Here is a 16,564-nt window from a genome sequence, read left to right on the forward strand (position 1 = left end):
GGGCGCTTCTGAGCAGTGGATACTAGTTTCCTCATGGTGGAAGTTCAATGGTTTGTTGATGTCGAGATTCTCCGGGTCGACAGAAGGTGGCGCTCGGTGCCACCCCGTTCACTCCAGGTGGACGAGGTCCGCCGCGGTGTCGATGTCGAAGGGCCGCGCCACGTCGCCGCACTCCACGAGAGTGATCGCGTCCTCGTGCGTCCCGAGATAGGCGCGCGCCCCGCGGTCCCCGGTCGCGGTCGCGGCGACACCCGCCCAGTGCCCGGCGCCGAACAGGACGGGATGGCCGCGCTCCCCGCCGTACGAGGCCGCGGCGAGCGTCCGCGGCGAGGTGTACGCGGCTAGCACCCGGGCCACCGCCTCCGCCCCGATGCCCGGCTGGTCGACCAGTGCGACCAGCGCCGCCTCCGCCCCGGTGTCCGCGAGCGAGTCGAGGCCGGCCCGCAGCGACGTGCCCATGCCCGACTCCCAGGCGGGGTTGTCCACGAGAACGCACCCCTCCAGCGCGGCCCGCTCACGGACCTCGGCGGCCCGGGCGCCCAGCACCACGTGGACGCGGGCGCAGCCGCCCGCCCGCAGGACGTCGACCGCGTGTTCGACGAGCAGGCGTCCGCGGTACGGCAGCAGCGCCTTGGGCCGCCCTCCGAGCCGCCGGCCACCCCCGGCCGCCAGCAGCAGGCCCGTGACCTGTTCCTTCTTCTCCGTCATGACCCCTGCATACCCGACCCCGCCCGGGTGTGCTCCCGGGGTGTGCGGGGCACACGGTGCCGGGGGCTGAATTTCCGTCCGCGGAGTGGCGCGGAGCGCGCCGGGTGGCGTTTACTGGCCCGCGTCCCTCCGGCGTCCGACCAACGCCCCAGGGCGAGTTGGGCCGAAAGACGTAGGGCTTCGCACAACGGCGTGCGAGGGGGGAGAGCTGTGTTGCGGAGCTTGGGGCAGAGGCCGGTGACCGGCAGCGGCGAGGATCCGAGGGTGGCGGAACTGCGGTCCGCCGTGTCCCGGCTGCGCCGTGAACTCGCCGCCCTCCCCGCGGACTTCCCCGACCGCGGCATCGCCGAGGACGAACTCGCCGCCCTGGCCGCGATGGCCGTCGGCGGCGCCCCCGAGATCCCGCGGCTGCGCCGCTCCCTGCTGCTGATCGCCGGTGCCATCGGTTCGGTCAGCGCCCTCGCGGCCGGACTCGCCGACGTGCGCGGCGCGGTGGAGCTCTTCGGGACCCCGCCGCGGCGCTGAACGCCGTATGTCCCGCCGTGAGCCGTCGGTCCGGGCCGAGGGGGCTTCCCCCGGGCGCGCCGCGGCGCCCGCCTCGGGGAGGCGGGCGCCGGGGGTGAGCGTGCCGGGGCTCCGTCAGGCCGGCGAACCCGAGCTCGCCAGGACCTCGGACAGCTCCCGTGCCACCTGCTGGAGCACGGGGACGATCTTGTCCGTGGCCGCCTCGGTGACGCGGCCGGCCGGGCCCGAGATCGAGATCGCGGCGGCGGTGGGGGAGTTGGGCACGGAGACCGCGAGGCAGCGGACTCCTATCTCCTGCTCGTTGTCGTCGACCGCGTAGCCGATCCGGCGGACCTCCTCCAGCGCGGCGAGGAAGCCGTCCGGCGTGGTGATCGTCTTCTCGGTGGCGGCGGGCATGCCGGTCCGGGCGAGGAGCGAGCGCACCTCGTCGTCGGGCGTGTGCGCCAGCAGCGCCTTGCCCACGCCCGTGGAGTGCGGCAGCACCCGGCGGCCCACCTCGGTGAACATCCGCATCGAGTGCTTCGACGGCACCTGGGCGACGTAGACGATCTCGTCCCCGTCGAGCAGTGCCATGTTCGCGGTCTCGCCGGTCTCCTCGACCAGGCGGGCGAGGTAGGGGCGGGCCCAGGTGCCCAGCAGCCGGGCCGAGGACTCGCCGAGGCGGATGAGGCGGGGGCCGAGCGCGTAACGCCGGTTGGACTGCTGGCGTACGTAGCCGCAGGCCACCAGCGTGCGCATGAGGCGGTGGATGGTGGGGAGCGGCAGCCCGCTGCTGGCGGAGAGCTCGCTCAGGCCCACCTCGCCTCCCGCGTCCGCCATCCGCTCCAGCAGATCGAAGGCGCGCTCCAGGGACTGGACACCACCGCTGGCGGCGGAAGACTTGGCGGCGGCTTGTGCGGGGGCGTCGCTGGCGCTGGACGTCGGCACGGCGCGGTCCTTTCGAGGGCAGGCGGGCAGAGAGGCAGCCTACCCGGCGGTCGGTCGGCTCTCCGGTTGTGCGTAGCTACGTTCTGCCTGTTGAAATTCTAATTCCGCCTTGTGGAAACGTCCAGAGTGCGGCCGATCGGGCGCACAGTGGAGACGCGGGCTCTTGACGGCGCGGAGGCGGGAGTGAAGACTCCTTCAACAGAACGTTGAATTCCGTTCCGTGGAAGTGAACAGCGTCCGAGAGAGGGGTCCGGGTGTCCGACGTCGAACTGGTGCTGCGCTCGACACGCGTCATCACTCCGGAAGGGACGCGTGCCGCCTCGGTCGCCGTCGCCGCCGGGAAGATCACCGCCGTACGCGCGCACGACGCCGAAGTGCCCGCCGGGGCCCGCCTGGAGGACTTCGGCGACGACGTCCTGCTGCCCGGACTCGTCGACACCCACGTGCACGTGAACGACCCCGGCCGCACCGAGTGGGAGGGCTTCTGGACCGCGACGCGCGCCGCGGCGGCCGGCGGCATCACCACCCTCGTCGACATGCCGCTCAACTCCCTCCCGCCCACCACCACGGTCGACCACCTGCGGGCCAAGCAGGACGTCGCCCGGCCCAAGGCGCACATCGACGTCGGCTTCTGGGGCGGCGCCCTGCCCGGCAACGTCAAGGACCTGCGGCCGCTGCACGACGCGGGCGTCTTCGGCTTCAAGGCGTTCCTGTCGCCCTCGGGCGTGGACGAGTTCCCGGAGCTGGACCAGGAGCAGCTCGCCCAGTCCCTCGCGGAGATCGCCGGCTTCGGCGGCCTGCTCATCGTGCACGCCGAGGACCCGCACCACCTGGCCGCCGCCCCGCAGAAGGGCGGCCGGAAGTACGCCGACTTCCTCGCCTCGCGCCCCCGCGACGCCGAGGACACCGCCATCGGCAACCTCATCGCGCAGGCCCGGCGCCTCGACGCGCGCGTGCACGTGCTGCATCTGTCCTCCAGCGACGCGCTGCCGATGATCGCCGCCGCGAAGGCCGAGGGCGTACGCATCACCGTCGAGACCTGCCCGCACTACCTCACCCTCACGGCCGAGGAGGTCCCGGACGGCGCCAGCGAGTTCAAGTGCTGCCCGCCCATCCGCGAGTCCGCCAACCAGGACCTGCTCTGGCAGGCGCTCGCCGACGGCACCGTCGACTGCGTCGTCACCGACCACTCGCCCTCCACGGCCGACCTCAAGACCGACGACTTCGCCACCGCCTGGGGCGGCATCTCCGGCCTCCAGCTGAGCCTGTCCGCGGTGTGGACCGAGGCCCGCAGGCGCGGGCACGGACTGGAGGACGTGGTCCGCTGGATGTCGACGCGCACGGCGGAACTCGTCGGCCTCGGCCACAAGGGCGCCATCGAGCCGGGCCGCGACGCCGACTTCGCCGTCCTGGACCCGGACGCGACCTTCACCGTCGACCCCGCCGAGCTCCAGCACCGCAACCGGGTCACCGCCTACGCGGGCCGCACCCTCAGCGGCGTCGTCAGGTCCACCTGGCTGCGCGGCGAGCGCATCGTGGCCGACGGCCGCTTCTCCGAGCCCGCCGGGCGGCTCCTCACCCGGCACCCCTGACCGACTCCGCGCGCCCGCACCCGCGGCAGCCGACTCCCGACACTCCCGAAAGGCAGATCTGATCATCGTGACGGCGATTACCGGCTTCACCGGCGACGCGAACCCCTACGGCGGCGGCGACCCGTACGCGGACTACCGCACGGCCGACCTCCCCTTCACCCAGTACGCCAACCTCGCCGACCGGCAGCTGGGCGCCGGTGTCATCGCCGCCAACGACGAGTTCTTCGCCCAGCGCGAGAACCTCCTGGTGCCGGAGCGCGCCGAGTTCGACCCCGAGCACTTCGGCCACAAGGGCAAGATCATGGACGGCTGGGAGACCCGCCGCCGGCGCGGCGCCTCGGCCGGGCACCCGTGGCCGACGGCGGAGGACCACGACTGGGCGCTCGTACGCCTCGGCGCCCCCGGTGTCGTGCGCGGCATCGTCGTGGACACCGCCCACTTCCGCGGCAACTACCCCCAGGCCGTGTCGGTCGAGGGCACCTCGGTCGCCGGGTCCCCGTCGCCCGAGGAACTGCTCGGGGACGACGTGAAGTGGACGACCCTGGTCCCGCGCACGGCGGTCGGCGGCCACGCGGCGAACGGCTTCGCGGTCTCCGTGGAGCAGCGCTTCACGCACCTGCGGGTCAACCAGCACCCGGACGGCGGCATCGCCCGCCTGCGGGTGTACGGCGAGGTCGTGCCGGACCCGAAGTGGCTCTCCGTGCTCGGCGCCTTCGACGTGGCGGCCCTGGAGAACGGCGGCCAGGTCGAGGACGCGTCCGACCGCTTCTACTCGCCCGCCACCAACACCATCCAGCCGGGCCGCTCCCGCAAGATGGACGACGGCTGGGAGACCCGCCGCCGCCGTGACACCGGCAACGACTGGATCCGCTACCGGCTCGCCGCCCAGTCGGAGATCCGTGCGATCGAGATCGACACGGCCTACCTGAAGGGCAACTCCGCGGGCTGGGCCTCGGTCTCCGTCAGGAACGACCCCGACGACACGAGCGGGGCGGACGGCGGGGAGTGGACCGAGATCCTCCCGCGCACCCGCCTCCAGCCCGACACCGACCACCGCTTCGTCCTCGACGCACCCGTCGTCGCCACCCACGCGCGCGTCGACATCTTCCCCGACGGCGGCATCTCCCGGCTCAGGCTCTTCGGCTCCCTCACGGAGGAGGGCGCCACCCGCCTCGGTTCCCGCCACCGCGAACTCGGCGGCTGACCCCACCCACGGAGGGGCCGGACCGACGATCCAGCCCCTCCGGGATTCAGCCCTCCGGCGCCAAAATTCAGCCCCTCCGGCGTTTGAGGAGCGGGGTCCGGGGCGGAGCCCCGTGTCGGGACGGGAAGGGGCGGAGGGGGCGAAGAAACCCCACCCCGAGCCCGAGGGGCGACGCCCGATAAAAGCAGGCCGGGTGGCACACCCCCGGATGGAGAGGCTCCCCGGGGTCGTACCTACGCGGCGTGCCCGCCGTCCACGGAGTACTCGGCCCCCGTGACGAACGAGCCCCCGCTTCCGGCGAGGAACGTCACCACGGACGCCACCTCACCGGCCGACCCGAACCGCCCCAGCGCGGTCAACGCCACCTGCCCCGCCGCGAACGGCCCGTCCGCCGGGTTCATCGCGGTGTCGACCGGCCCCGGATGGACGATGTTCGCGGTGACGCCCCGCTCGCCCAGCTCCCGCGCGAGCGCCTTCGTCAGTCCCACCAGCGCCGACTTGCTCATCGCGTAGAGCGTGCCGCCGGGCCCGGGCACGCGCTGCGTCATGCACGTGCCGACGGTGACGATCCGCCCGCCCCGCTCCATGCGCGCGGCGGCGGCCTGGGACGCCAGGAAGACCCCGCGCACGTTCACGGCGAGCACCCGGTCCACGTCCGCGAGGGACAGCGAGCCGAGCGGACCGATCAGGCCCACGCCCGCGTTGTTGACCAGCACGTCGAGCCGCCCCAGCTCGTCCGCCGCGCGGTCTACCGCCCCGGCGGCCTCGGCCGGGTCCGCGGAGTCCGCCCGCAGGGCGAGCGCCCGCCGCCCGAGCGCCGCGACCTCCCGTACGACGGCCTCGGCCGCCTCCTTGTCGTGTACGTAGGTGAGGGCCACGTCCGCGCCGTCCCGGGCGAGCCGCAGCGCCGTCGCCGCCCCGATCCCGCGCCCGCCGCCGGTCACCAGTGCCACCTTGCCGCGCAGCGGTCCGCCCGCGGGTTCCTGCGTCCGTGCAGTCGTCGAAGAAGTCATGGCTCCATCCCAGCGGCCGGCCGGGCCGGGTGCTGGCGGGGAACGGACACCGAACTGACCGGAACTCTTCCCTCCGTTTCGTGCGTTCTCCTCTCGTGACCCTTCAGCGAGAGATCGTCGGCAACGCCATGCAGATGGCGGTCGTGAACCTGGCCCCCGGCCAGACCGTGTACTGCGAGGCCGGAAAGTTCCTCTTCAAGACCACGAACGTGACCATGGAGACCCGCCTCTCCGGTCCCTCGGGCGGCGGCGGGCAGCCCGGCGCGGGCGGCGGCATGGGCGGGATGCTGCGCCAGGCCGTGGGTACCGCCATGCAGGCCGGCCAGCGCGCGCTCGCCGGTGAGTCGCTCGCGTTCCAGTACTTCACCTCGGCGGGCGGCGAGGGCACCGTCGGCTTCGCGGGCGTGCTGCCGGGCGAGATGCGCGCCCTGGAGCTGGACGGCACGCGCGCGTGGTTCGCCGAGAAGGACGCCTTCGTGGCCGCCGAGTCGACCGTGGACTTCGGTATCGCCTTCCAGGGCGGACGCACCGGGCGCAGCGGCGGCGAGGGCTTCGTCCTGGAGAAGTTCACGGGCCGGGGCACGGTGATCATCGCCGGCGCGGGCAACTTCATCGACCTGAACCCCGCCGACTTCGGGGGCCGGATCGAGGTCGACACCGGGTGCGTCGTCGCCTTCGAGGAGGGCATCACGTACGGCGTCCAGCGCATCGGCGGACTCAACCGCCAGGGGCTGATGAACGCCGTCTTCGGCGGTGAGGGACTCTCGCTCGCGACCCCGGAGGGCAACGGCAGCGTCATCCTCCAGTCCCTCACGATCGAGAGCCTCGCCAACGCCCTGCGCAAGGCACAGGGCGGCGACAAGCAGGGCCCGACGGGCGGTCTCTTCTCGACGAACGCGGGCTGAGGCACCCCGGGTCCGCGACACCCGGCACGGACCGGCCGGCGTCCGGCCGGGCCTACCCGCTCTCCGCCGCCGCGAACAGGGCGAACGAGAGCACGAGCAGCGCGACGCTCGCGTAGATCTCGTAACCGTCGAACAGGCCGAACCGCTGCACGAGACCCCAGCCGCGCAGCAGGCCCGTGACCTCCTGCACCAGACCGACGGTGCCCTGCACCAGGGCGACGAAGCCGAGAACCTCCAGAATCCTTTTCACCCGGCGATCCTCGCCCCGCGACACTCCGGACCTCATCGGCCGCGGGGCGGGATCCGCGCGACCGAAGTCGCGCCCGGGGCAGGGGGAGTTCGCCGAAAGTCGCGGAACGCCGCGACTTAGGGAGGCGATCGGTCCCGGGGGAGGGTGTGCGCGGCCGCGCCTGCGTAGATTCGTCGACCGTGAGGAAGAGACATCCGGCGCTCGCGGCGCGGGGGACGCCGGAGCGGATGGTGCCGGAGCCGCGCCCCCTGCCCGGGCCCCGCTGGCTGCTGCCGTCCGCCCTGACCGCCGAGGCCGGCCCCGACCGCACCGGGCGCTCCGGCCGGCCGCGCCGCACCGTGCGCGACTGGATCGTCGACTTCGGCTGCTTCCTGCTCGCCGTCGTCATCGGGCTGCTCGCCGCGGACACCGTGTCCGGGGACCCGAATATCCCGCCGGGACTCGCCGTCGCCGACCAGTGGCTGGGCGCCCTGGCCTGCGCGGCGGTGTGGCTGCGCCGCCGGTGGCCCCTCGCGCTCGCCGTGGCGATGGTCCCGGTCGGCCTGCTCTCCAACACGGCGAGCGGCGCCGGCATGGTCGTCCTCTTCACCCTCGCCGTGCACCGCCCGTTCCCGTACGTGGGCTGGGTCGCCGGGGTGACACTGTCGCTCGTCCCGTTCGTCTTCTGGCTGCGCCCCGACCCGGACCTGCCCTACGCCGCCGCGGTCGCCCTCACCGTGCTGGTGACCGTCTCCGTGGTCGGCTGGGGCATGTTCGTCCGGTCCAAGCGGCAGTTGCTGCTGAGCCTGCGGGACCGGGCACGGCGGGCGGAGACCGAGGCGGAGCTACGGGCCGAGCAGGCGCAGCGGCTCGCCCGGGAGTCCATCGCGCGCGAGATGCACGACGTGCTCGCGCACCGGCTCACGCTGCTCAGCGTGCACGCGGGCGCCCTGGAGTTCCGGCCGGACGCCCCCCGGGAGGAGGTCGCGCGGGCCGCCGGGGTGATCCGGGAGAGCGCGCACGAGGCGCTCCAGGACCTGCGGGAGATCATCGGCGTGCTGCGGGCGAACGAGGGCGGCGACGCGTCGGGGCGCCCGCAGCCCACGCTGTCCGCCCTCGACGCCCTCGTCCGCGAGTCCCGCGACGCCGGTATGAAGGTCCACCTGGACCACCGCGTCGGCGACCCGGCCGGCGTCCCCGCCTCCGTCGGCCGCACCGCGTACCGCATCGCACAGGAGGGCCTGACGAACGCCCGCAAGCACGCACCCGGGGCCGAGGTCAGCGTGTCCGTCGCGGGTGCCCCGGGCGACGGGCTCACCGTCCGCGTGAGCAACCCCGCGCCCGTGGGCCCGGTCCCGGCCGTGCCCGGTTCCGGCCAGGGGCTGATCGGCCTGACCGAGCGGGCGACGCTGGCGGGCGGCCGGCTCGACCACGGCGGCCGGGAGGACGGCGGGTTCGAGGTACGGGCCTGGCTGCCCTGGAGCTGAGACCGCCCCGGCGCGGGCGCGGCCCCACCGCCACCCGCGAGCAGGGCGCGCGTGCCGCGTGCGGGGCGACCCTCCGGGGGCGCGCGAAGCGTATCCACGGGCGCGCGCCGGGCAAAGACGCGCAACCTCATGTCCCGGCGCGGGCGAGGCAGTTGACTGGCTGCGGAACACCCAGCACTCGCGCATCAGGAGGACCGCAGCGTGACTTTCGGGGGACACGATCCGTACCGGCCGCCGCCACCGAGGCCGTATCCGCAGGGGCCCGGCCCGTACCCGCCGCAGGGAGGGTGGCCCCCGCATCCGGGGCCGTACGTGCCGCAACAGGCCGGCTGGCCGCCCCAGCCCGGACCCTACCCGCCGTACCTCCCGCCGGGACCGCCGCAGTCCGTGTGGCAGCGGCTGCGCGAGGACGAGTGGCCCCCGCTGCGCGAACTGCTCGGCGGCAGGATCCGCGGCTGCGCCTGGTCGCTGCTGCTCATCCCGTGCACCTGGGCCGTGTTCCTGCCCGTGGTGCTGGGCTACCCGCTGGCCCGCTCGGCGCGCCGCAGTGCCCGGCGGATCTTCCCCTCGCGGGGCCACCGCCGGATCGAGGACCCCGAGGTGATGCGGGTGCAGAAGACGCGCGCCTGGCTCGCCACCCTCATGTCCGTGGTCATCCTCGTCGCGTACGGCAGGCCGGAGGACATGGCCCAGGCGGAGGAGCAGTTCATGTTCCGGCTGATCGTCACGCCCTGGCTCCTGCTGCTGAGCACGCCCGTCGTCGTCGCGATGCTGTTCCGCTGGGCGTCACCGGCCGCCAAGGACAGCATGCGGGTGCGGCTACGGGCCGCGGGCAGGTCGGCGGTCCGCTACATCGGCGCCTTCACCGCCGTGCCGCTGCTGAGTCTCGGGGCCTACGGCGTCCAGCAGGTCGCGGGGCCCGACGCGGCCGGCTATACCGCGATCGCGCTGATGGTGCCGATGCTGTGGGCGGCGCTGTTCGTCGTCTTCGCCACCGGCCCCGCCGTCCGCAGCGCCTTCAACACCGCCGCGGTGCACGCGGCGCTGCCCGCCCTGCTCACCGGCGTCCTGGTCTGGGAGTTCGCCGTCATCGGCCTGGTGATGGGCGGACCCCCGCCCGGGCCGCCCCTGGTGCAGGCCTGCTCCCTGCTCGGGGGACCGGCGTCGGTGACGGCGGTGGTCTGGTGGGAGGTCCAGCGGCTGCGCACCCGCTACGGCGTCGCCCTGCGCGGCTGACGGGAGGGGCCGCCCGGCCGGGCGGCCTCACTACGGTAGGGCCATGACTGCGATCCGACTGCTCCTCGTCGACGACGACCCCCTGGTACGGGCCGGCCTGTCCTTCATGATGGGCGGCGCCGACGACATCGAGATCGTGGGCGAGGCCGCCGACGGCGCCGAGGTCGGCGCGCTCGTCGACCGCACCCGGCCCGACGTCGTCCTCATGGACATCCGGATGCCCAGGGTGGACGGACTCGCCGCCACCGAGCGGCTCCGCGGCCGCCCGGACGCGCCCCAGGTGATCGTCCTGACCACCTTCCACGCCGACGACCAGGTGCTGCGGGCGCTGCGCGCGGGGGCCGCCGGGTTCGTCCTCAAGGACACCCCGCCCGCCGAGATCCTCCAGGCGGTGCGTCGCGTCGCGGCCGGCGACCCGGTGCTCTCGCCCGCCGTCACCCGGCAGTTGATGGAGCACGCCGCCGGGGCCCCGGCCGACACCCGCCGCTCGGCCGCCCGCCGGCGCATCGACACCCTCAACGACCGCGAGCGGGAGGTCGCGGTCGCCGTCGGCCGGGGCGGCTCCAACGCCTCGGTCGCCGCCGAGCTGTTCATGAGCGTCGCCACGGTCAAGACCCACGTCTCCCGCATCCTCGCCAAGCTCGGACTCAACAACCGCGTGCAGATAGCCCTGTTGACGTACGACGCGGGCCTTTTGGAGGAGGACACCCCCTGAGGCCCGGACAGACCCTCAGTTCCTGCCGCCCGGGATCTCCGCGAGGCGTACCGGGCGGTGTTCGAGGCGGGACAGCTCGCAGGCCTCCGCGATGCGCAGCGCGTGCAGGGCCTCCCGGCCGTCGCAGGGGTTGGTGCGCTCGCCGCGCACCAGCTCGACGAAGGCGGTGAGTTCGGCCTCGTACGCGGGTCCGAAGCGCTCCAGGAAACCGGTCCACGGCTTGTCCGCGGCCGGTGGCCCGGCCGGTTCGGTGGAGGCGATCGGCGTACGGTCGTCGAGTCCGACACCGATCTGGTCCAGTTCGCCGGCCAGCTCCATGCGCACGTCGTAGCCGGCGCCGTTCATCCGGGTCGCCGTCGCGGTGGCGAGCGTGCCGTCGTCGAGGGTGAGGACGGCCGCGGCCGTGTCGATGTCGTGCGCCTCGCGGAACATCGCCGGCCCCGCGTCGGACCCCATCGCGTACACCTCGGTCACCTCGCGGCCGGTCACCCACCGCACCATGTCGAAGTCGTGGACCAGGCAGTCGCGGTACAGCCCGCCGGAGAGCGGGAGGTACGCGGCCGGGGGCGGCGACTGGTCCGACGTCATCGCCCGGATCGTGTGCAGCCGCCCGAGCCGGCCGGCGCGCACCGCCTCGCGCGCCGCCGCGTAGCCCGCGTCGAAGCGGCGCTGGAAGCCGAGCTGGAGCACCGTCCCGGCCGCGTCGACCTCGGCGAGCGCGGCCAGCGTGCCCGGCAGGTCGAGGGCGATGGGCTTCTCGCAGAACACCGGTAGACCGGAGCGTGCAGCCCGGCCGATCAGCTCGGCGTGGGCCGCGGTCGCCGCGGTGATGACCACGGCGTCCACGCCCCAGGTGAAGATCTCGTCCGTGCCGGGGGCCACCGTGGCACCGAGCCGGTCGGCGAGTGCGTGCGCCCGCGCGCTGTCCGCGTCCGTGACGATGAGGGAGCCGACCTCGCGATGGCGGGTGAGAGCGGTCGCGTGAAATGTACCGATACGACCCGTTCCGATAAGTCCGATGCGCATGGGAACAAACTGAGGGCGCACCCCGCACCCTGTCAATGGTTTGTCCTGACAATCGAACTTCAGAACTTCCCGTCATCATTCCCCGCGGCTACGCTCGGGCCGTGCCGAAACCAGATGTGGACCCGACCGTGTCGCTCCAGCTCAGCGTCGACCGCAGCAGTCCGGTCCCGCTGTACTTCCAGCTGTCGCAGCAACTGGAGGCCGCGATCGAGCACGGAACCCTGACCCCGGGCAGCCTGCTCGGCAACGAGATCGAACTCGCCGGACGGCTCGGCCTGTCCCGGCCCACCGTCCGCCAGGCCATCCAGTCCCTCGTCGACAAGGGCCTGCTCGTACGGCGCCGAGGCGTCGGCACCCAGGTCGTGCACAGCCAGGTCAAGCGCCCACTGGAACTCAGCAGCCTGTACGACGACCTGGAGGCGGCGGGGCAGCGCCCGGCGACCCGGGTCCTGCACAACGTCCTCGAACCCGCGTCCGCCGAGGTCGCCGCCGCGCTCGGGGTCGCCGAGGACAGCGAGGTGCACCGCGTCGAACGGCTGCGCCTCGCGCACGGGGAGCCGATGGCGTACCTCTGCAACCACCTGCCCCCCGGCCTGCTCCAGCTGGACAGCGACCGCCTGGAGGCCACCGGCCTCTACCGGCTGATGCGCGCCGCCGGCATCACCCTGCACAGCGCCCGCCAGTCCGTCGGCGCCCGCGCCGCCACCGCCGAGGAGGGCGAACGGCTCGGCGAGCCCGCGGGCGCGCCCCTGCTCACCATGCAGCGCACCACGTTCGACGACACCGGCCGCGCCGTCGAGTTCGGCTCGCACACCTACCGCGCCTCGCGCTACTCCTTCGAGTTCCAGCTCCTCGTGCGGCCCTGAGCGCCGTCGTGGGCGTCGCCGCGGAGGGCTCCGGGAGTCCGTCAATCTCAATCGTAAGAATGTTCTGACAAACCCATTGACGGGTGCGCGGGGCCGAGGCTAGAACTCCCCTCAGCCGCAACGGGGCGGCGCGAGAGAGGGTGGTCCCAGGATGCGTACAGCCCGAACAGCAGCAGCGGTTTTGGCCGTGATCGCGCTCGCCGCCGGGTGCAGCGGCTCCGGCGGCAAGGACTCCGAGGACGACTCGGGCGGCGGCGCGAGCGGCGGCAAGTCCGTCGACACCCCCCGGCTGAAGATCGCCATGGTGACCCACGCGGGCGCCGGCGACACCTTCTGGGACATCGTCCAGAGCGGCGCCAAGCAGGCGGCGGCCAAGGACAACGTGCAGTTCCTGTACTCCAACGACAAGGAGGCCAAGGGACAGGCCGAGCTGGTCCAGTCCGCCATCGACAAGAAGGTCGACGGCATCGTCGTCTCCCTCGCCAAGCCCGAGGCCATGAAGGACGTCCTCGCCAGGGCCCGCACCGCCGGCATCCCGGTCGTCACCATCAACTCCGGCTCCGAGTTCTCCAAGGACTTCGGCGCCCTCTCGCACATCGGCCAGGACGAGTCCGTGGCCGGCGAGGCGGTCGGCGAGGAGCTGAGCGGACGCAACCTGAAGAAGACGCTGTGCGTCATCCACGAGCAGGGCAACGTCTCCCTGGAGCAGCGCTGCGCGGGCGTCAAGAAGACCTTCGGCGGCTCGGTGGAGAACATCAACGTCGAGGGCACCGACGCCCCCTCCGCCCAGTCCGCGATCGAGGCGAAGCTCCAGGCGTCCAAGGACATCGACGCCGTCGTCACGCTCGGCGCCCCGATCGCGGCCCTCGCCGTCAAGGCCAAGGAGGACGCGGGCAGCAAGGCGGAGATCGACACCTTCGACCTGAACGCGGAGGTCGTCAAGCGGCTCAAGGCCAAGGAGGTCGGCTTCGCCGTCGACCAGCAGCCCTACCTCCAGGGCTACCTCGCCGTCGACGAGCTGTGGCTCAACGCCTACAACGCCAACACCCTCGGCGGCGGCAAGCCCGTCCTCACCGGCCCGCAGATCATCACCGAGAAGGACGTGCCCGCACTCGAGAAGTACACCGCGCGCGGTACCCGATGAACACGTGCACGCTCCCCGTGTTCGATACTTGGGCGGACCAAGTAGCAGAGCAAGAAGGGCACGGCCTCGTGGCACGGACTCGGACATGGGTATCCATCGCGTTGGCAGGGGCGCTCGGCGTGTCCCTCGCGGGCTGCAGCAGCACCGGCGGCAAGCGCGCCGAGGACGCCCGCAAGGCCGCGTCCGCCCAGGGGAAGGCGGCGGTGAACACCCCCCGCTGGACCTTCGCCATGATCACTCACTCGGGTGACGGCGACACCTTCTGGGACATCGTCCAGAGCGGCGCCGAGCAGGCCGCCGTCAAGGACAACATCAAGTTCCTGTACTCGCACAACGCCGAGGCCCAGCAGCAGGCGCAGCTCGTGGACGCGGCCGTCGACAAGAAGGTCGACGGCATCATCGTCTCGCTCGCGAAGCCGGACGCCATGAAGGCGGCCGTCGCCCGCGCCGAGAAGGCCGGCATCCCGGTGATCACCGTGAACTCCGGCTCCGAGCAGTCCAAGGCCTTCGGCGCGCTCACCCACGTCGGCCAGGACGAGACCATCGCCGGCGAGGCCGTCGGCGACGAGCTCGACAAGCGCCACCGCAAGAAGGCCCTGTGCATCCTGCACGAGCAGGGCAACGTGGGACACGAGCAGCGCTGCGACGGCGTCAAGAAGACCTTCGGCGGCGACGTGCAGAACCTGTACGTCCAGGGCACCGACATGTCCGCCGTGCAGTCCTCCATCGGCGCCAAGCTCCAGGCCGACAAGTCCATCGACACGATCGTCACCCTGGGCGCCCCCTACGCGGACACCGCGGTCAAGGCCAAGAAGGACGCGGGCAGCGAGGCCGAGGTCGACACCTTCGACCTGAACGCCAAGGTGGCCGCGGAGCTCAAGGACGGCACGCTCGGCTTCGCCGTCGACCAGCAGCCCTGGCTCCAGGGCTACCAGGCAGTGGACCTGCTGTGGCTGTACAAGTACAACGCCGACGTCCTCGGTGGCGGCAAGCCGGTCCTCACCGGCCCGCAGATCATCACCAAGGACCAGGCCGGCGCGCTCGAGGAGTACACGAAGCGGGGGACGCGATGACCGCGACAGCACCGGCACCGGCGCCGGAGACCCAGGCCGACGAACGGCTGATGAAGACCTCGCCGCTGCGCAGGCTCCTCGGCCGTCCCGAGCTCGGCTCGGTGGTCGGCGCGATCGCCGTGTTCCTGTTCTTCTCCGTCGTCGCGGACAGCTTCCTCCAGGCGTCCAGCCTCAGCACGGTCCTCTACGCGGCCTCGACCATCGGGATCATGGCGGTGCCCGTCGCGCTGCTGATGATCGGCGGCGAGTTCGACCTGTCGGCGGGCGTCATGGTGACGTCGTCCGCGCTGGTCTCGTCGATGTTCAGCTACCAGATGACCGCGAACGTGTGGGTCGGTGTCCTCGTCTCCCTCGTCGTGACGCTCGCCATCGGCGCCTTCAACGGCTTCATGCTGACCCGCACCAAGCTCCCGAGCTTCATCGTCACGCTCGGCACCTTCCTGATGCTGACCGGCATGAACCTCGGTTTCACCAAGTTCATCAGCGGCACGGTCTCCACCAAGTCGATCTCCGACATGGAGGGCTTCGACTCCGCCAAGGACGTCTTCGCCTCCGTCCTCACCGTCGGCGGCGTCGACTTCAAGATCACCATCCTGTGGTGGTTCGCCCTCGTCGCCGTCGCGTCCTGGATCCTGCTGCGGACCCGCGTCGGCAACTGGATCTTCGCGGTCGGCGGCGCCAAGGACGCGGCCCGCGCGGTCGGCGTCCCGGTCGACCGGACCAAGATCGGCCTCTACATGGGCGTCGCCTTCGCCGCCTGGATCTCCGGCCAGCACCTGCTGTTCTCGTTCGACGTCGTGCAGTCCGGCGAGGGCGTCGGCAAGGAACTGATCTACATCATCGCGGCCGTCATCGGCGGCTGCCTGATCACCGGCGGCTACGGCTCGGCGGTGGGCTCGGCGGTCGGCGCGTTCATCTTCGGCATGACCGACAAGGGCATCGTGTTCGCCGAGTGGAACCCCGACTGGTTCAAGTTCTTCCTCGGAGCGATGCTGCTCCTCGCGACCCTGCTCAACGCCTGGGTCCGCAAGCGCGCGGAGGCCACGAAGTGACGGACAAGACGGCAGTCGAGGAACGTACGCCGCTGGTGGAGCTGGCCGACGTCAGCAAGTACTACGGCAACGTCCGCGCCCTGGAAGGCGTGTCCCTGGAGGTCCACGCGGGCGAGATCTCCTGCGTGCTCGGCGACAACGGCGCGGGCAAGTCGACCCTGATCAAGATCATCGCGGGGCTGCACCAGCACGACTCCGGCGTCTTCCGCATCGAGGGCGCGGACACCCGGCTGTCCTCCCCGCGCGAGGCCCTCGACCTCGGCATCGCCACGGTCTACCAGGACCTCGCCGTCGTCCCGCTGATGCCGGTCTGGCGGAACTTCTTCCTCGGCTCCGAGCCGACGAAGGGCGCCGGACCCTTCAAGCGCCTGGACGTCGACTTCATGCGCAGGACCACCCACGCGGAACTCCTGCGCATGGGCATCGACCTGCGCGACGTCGACCAGCCCATCGGCACCCTGTCGGGCGGCGAGCGCCAGTGCGTGGCGATCGCCCGCGCCGTCTACTTCGGCGCCAAGGTCCTCGTCCTGGACGAGCCCACCGCCGCCCTCGGCGTGAAGCAGTCCGGTGTGGTCCTCAAATATGTGGCTGCCGCACGGGATGCCGGACTGGGTGTTGTGTTGATCACCCACAATCCCCATCACGCGTACCTCGTGGGCGACCGCTTCGTGCTCCTCAAGCGCGGCGCCATGTTCGGCAGCAACACCCGGGACGAGATCACCCTCGACGAGCTCACCCGTCAGATGGCGGGCGGCAGCGAGCTGGACGATCTCCGCCACGAGCTGGAGCGCGCTCCGGTCCCGACCCACCTCGGCGGGCACTCCAGGAGCGACGTCCCCGGGGAGTGACGGACCCTTGTCAG

General features: G+C 72.4%; 17 protein-coding genes. 12 read left to right on the top strand and 5 right to left on the bottom strand.

The features are described from left to right. Positions 1-108 precede the first annotated feature (108 nt). Complete coding sequence (locus ACZ4VA_RS09695; protein WP_355786408.1) at positions 109-708, bottom strand: nucleotidyltransferase family protein; 600 nt, start codon at positions 706-708, stop codon at positions 109-111. A 210-nt stretch (positions 709-918) separates the two neighbouring features. Here ACZ4VA_RS09695 and ACZ4VA_RS09700 point away from each other — a divergent pair, with 210 nt between their 5' ends. Further along, on the top strand, positions 919-1,233 hold the full coding sequence (locus tag ACZ4VA_RS09700) for a DUF5955 family protein (protein ID WP_356166797.1): 315 nt from the start codon (positions 919-921) through the stop codon (positions 1,231-1,233). Between the two features lie 114 nt (positions 1,234-1,347). Here ACZ4VA_RS09700 and ACZ4VA_RS09705 read toward each other — a convergent pair whose 3' ends face one another. Next, the gene (locus ACZ4VA_RS09705) at positions 1,348-2,160 is read right to left on the bottom strand and encodes an IclR family transcriptional regulator (RefSeq protein ID WP_356166794.1); all 813 of its coding nucleotides are present in this window, start codon (positions 2,158-2,160) and stop codon (positions 1,348-1,350) included. 254 nt (positions 2,161-2,414) lie between these two features. Here ACZ4VA_RS09705 and allB point away from each other — a divergent pair, with 254 nt between their 5' ends. Then, positions 2,415-3,752, top strand: a complete 1,338-nt coding sequence (allB, locus tag ACZ4VA_RS09710) for an allantoinase AllB (protein ID WP_468080650.1) — start codon at positions 2,415-2,417, stop codon at positions 3,750-3,752. 67 nt (positions 3,753-3,819) lie between these two features. After that, positions 3,820-4,956 carry an allantoicase gene (gene alc / locus ACZ4VA_RS09715; protein WP_468080652.1) on the top strand — a complete coding sequence of 379 codons (1,137 nt, stop codon included), beginning with the start codon at positions 3,820-3,822 and terminating at the stop codon, positions 4,954-4,956. Between the two features lie 233 nt (positions 4,957-5,189). Here alc and ACZ4VA_RS09720 read toward each other — a convergent pair whose 3' ends face one another. Next, positions 5,190-5,969 (bottom strand): SDR family oxidoreductase, encoded by a 780-nt coding sequence (locus tag ACZ4VA_RS09720; protein ID WP_468080654.1) that lies wholly within the window; start codon positions 5,967-5,969, stop codon positions 5,190-5,192. 95 nt (positions 5,970-6,064) lie between these two features. On the opposite strand from ACZ4VA_RS09720, the gene ACZ4VA_RS09725 reads away from it, so the two are divergent. Further along, positions 6,065-6,874: an AIM24 family protein gene (locus ACZ4VA_RS09725; RefSeq protein WP_468080745.1), complete on the top strand. Its 810-nt coding sequence runs from the start codon at positions 6,065-6,067 to the stop codon at positions 6,872-6,874. Positions 6,875-6,926: 52 nt separating this feature from the next. Here ACZ4VA_RS09725 and ACZ4VA_RS09730 read toward each other — a convergent pair whose 3' ends face one another. Further along, on the bottom strand, positions 6,927-7,124 hold the full coding sequence (locus ACZ4VA_RS09730; protein ID WP_355789475.1) for a hypothetical protein: 198 nt from the start codon (positions 7,122-7,124) through the stop codon (positions 6,927-6,929). A gap of 227 nt (positions 7,125-7,351) precedes the next feature. On the opposite strand from ACZ4VA_RS09730, the gene ACZ4VA_RS09735 reads away from it, so the two are divergent. The 3 genes from ACZ4VA_RS09735 to ACZ4VA_RS09745 all read left to right on the top strand — a co-directional run bounded on the left by ACZ4VA_RS09735 (position 7,352) and on the right by ACZ4VA_RS09745 (position 10,541). After that, positions 7,352-8,590, top strand: coding sequence for a sensor histidine kinase (locus ACZ4VA_RS09735; protein WP_356166993.1), 1,239 nt, complete (start codon positions 7,352-7,354; stop codon positions 8,588-8,590). Positions 8,591-8,902: 312 nt separating this feature from the next. Then, positions 8,903-9,826 (top strand): hypothetical protein, encoded by a 924-nt coding sequence (locus ACZ4VA_RS09740; RefSeq protein WP_355782851.1) that lies wholly within the window; start codon positions 8,903-8,905, stop codon positions 9,824-9,826. Positions 9,827-9,869: 43 nt separating this feature from the next. After that, the gene (locus tag ACZ4VA_RS09745; RefSeq protein ID WP_468080657.1) at positions 9,870-10,541 is read left to right on the top strand and encodes a response regulator; all 672 of its coding nucleotides are present in this window, start codon (positions 9,870-9,872) and stop codon (positions 10,539-10,541) included. 15 nt (positions 10,542-10,556) lie between these two features. Here the strand turns inward: ACZ4VA_RS09745 and ACZ4VA_RS09750 are convergent, their stop codons facing one another. Beyond that, on the bottom strand, positions 10,557-11,567 hold the full coding sequence (locus ACZ4VA_RS09750) for a Gfo/Idh/MocA family protein (protein WP_355782846.1): 1,011 nt from the start codon (positions 11,565-11,567) through the stop codon (positions 10,557-10,559). A gap of 128 nt (positions 11,568-11,695) precedes the next feature. Here ACZ4VA_RS09750 and ACZ4VA_RS09755 point away from each other — a divergent pair, with 128 nt between their 5' ends. The 5 genes from ACZ4VA_RS09755 to ACZ4VA_RS09775 all read left to right on the top strand — a co-directional run bounded on the left by ACZ4VA_RS09755 (position 11,696) and on the right by ACZ4VA_RS09775 (position 16,550). Beyond that, entirely contained in the window at positions 11,696-12,433 is a 738-nt protein-coding gene (locus ACZ4VA_RS09755) for a GntR family transcriptional regulator (protein ID WP_355782853.1), read from the top strand. Positions 12,434-12,584: 151 nt separating this feature from the next. After that, positions 12,585-13,577, top strand: a complete 993-nt coding sequence (locus ACZ4VA_RS09760; protein WP_355782844.1) for a sugar ABC transporter substrate-binding protein — start codon at positions 12,585-12,587, stop codon at positions 13,575-13,577. 68 nt (positions 13,578-13,645) lie between these two features. Further along, positions 13,646-14,650, top strand: a complete 1,005-nt coding sequence (locus tag ACZ4VA_RS09765; protein ID WP_355782841.1) for a sugar ABC transporter substrate-binding protein — start codon at positions 13,646-13,648, stop codon at positions 14,648-14,650. Further along, a complete protein-coding gene (locus ACZ4VA_RS09770) occupies positions 14,647-15,702 on the top strand; it encodes an ABC transporter permease (protein ID WP_468080660.1) in 1,056 nt (351 codons plus the stop codon). Before ACZ4VA_RS09765 ends, ACZ4VA_RS09770 begins: the two co-directional genes overlap by 4 nt. Further along, positions 15,699-16,550, top strand: coding sequence for an ATP-binding cassette domain-containing protein (locus tag ACZ4VA_RS09775; RefSeq protein ID WP_355782836.1), 852 nt, complete (start codon positions 15,699-15,701; stop codon positions 16,548-16,550). Before ACZ4VA_RS09770 ends, ACZ4VA_RS09775 begins: the two co-directional genes overlap by 4 nt. Positions 16,551-16,564: the final 14 nt, after the last annotated feature.

It is taken from the genome of Streptomyces sp. NPDC028308, from assembly GCF_055565855.1.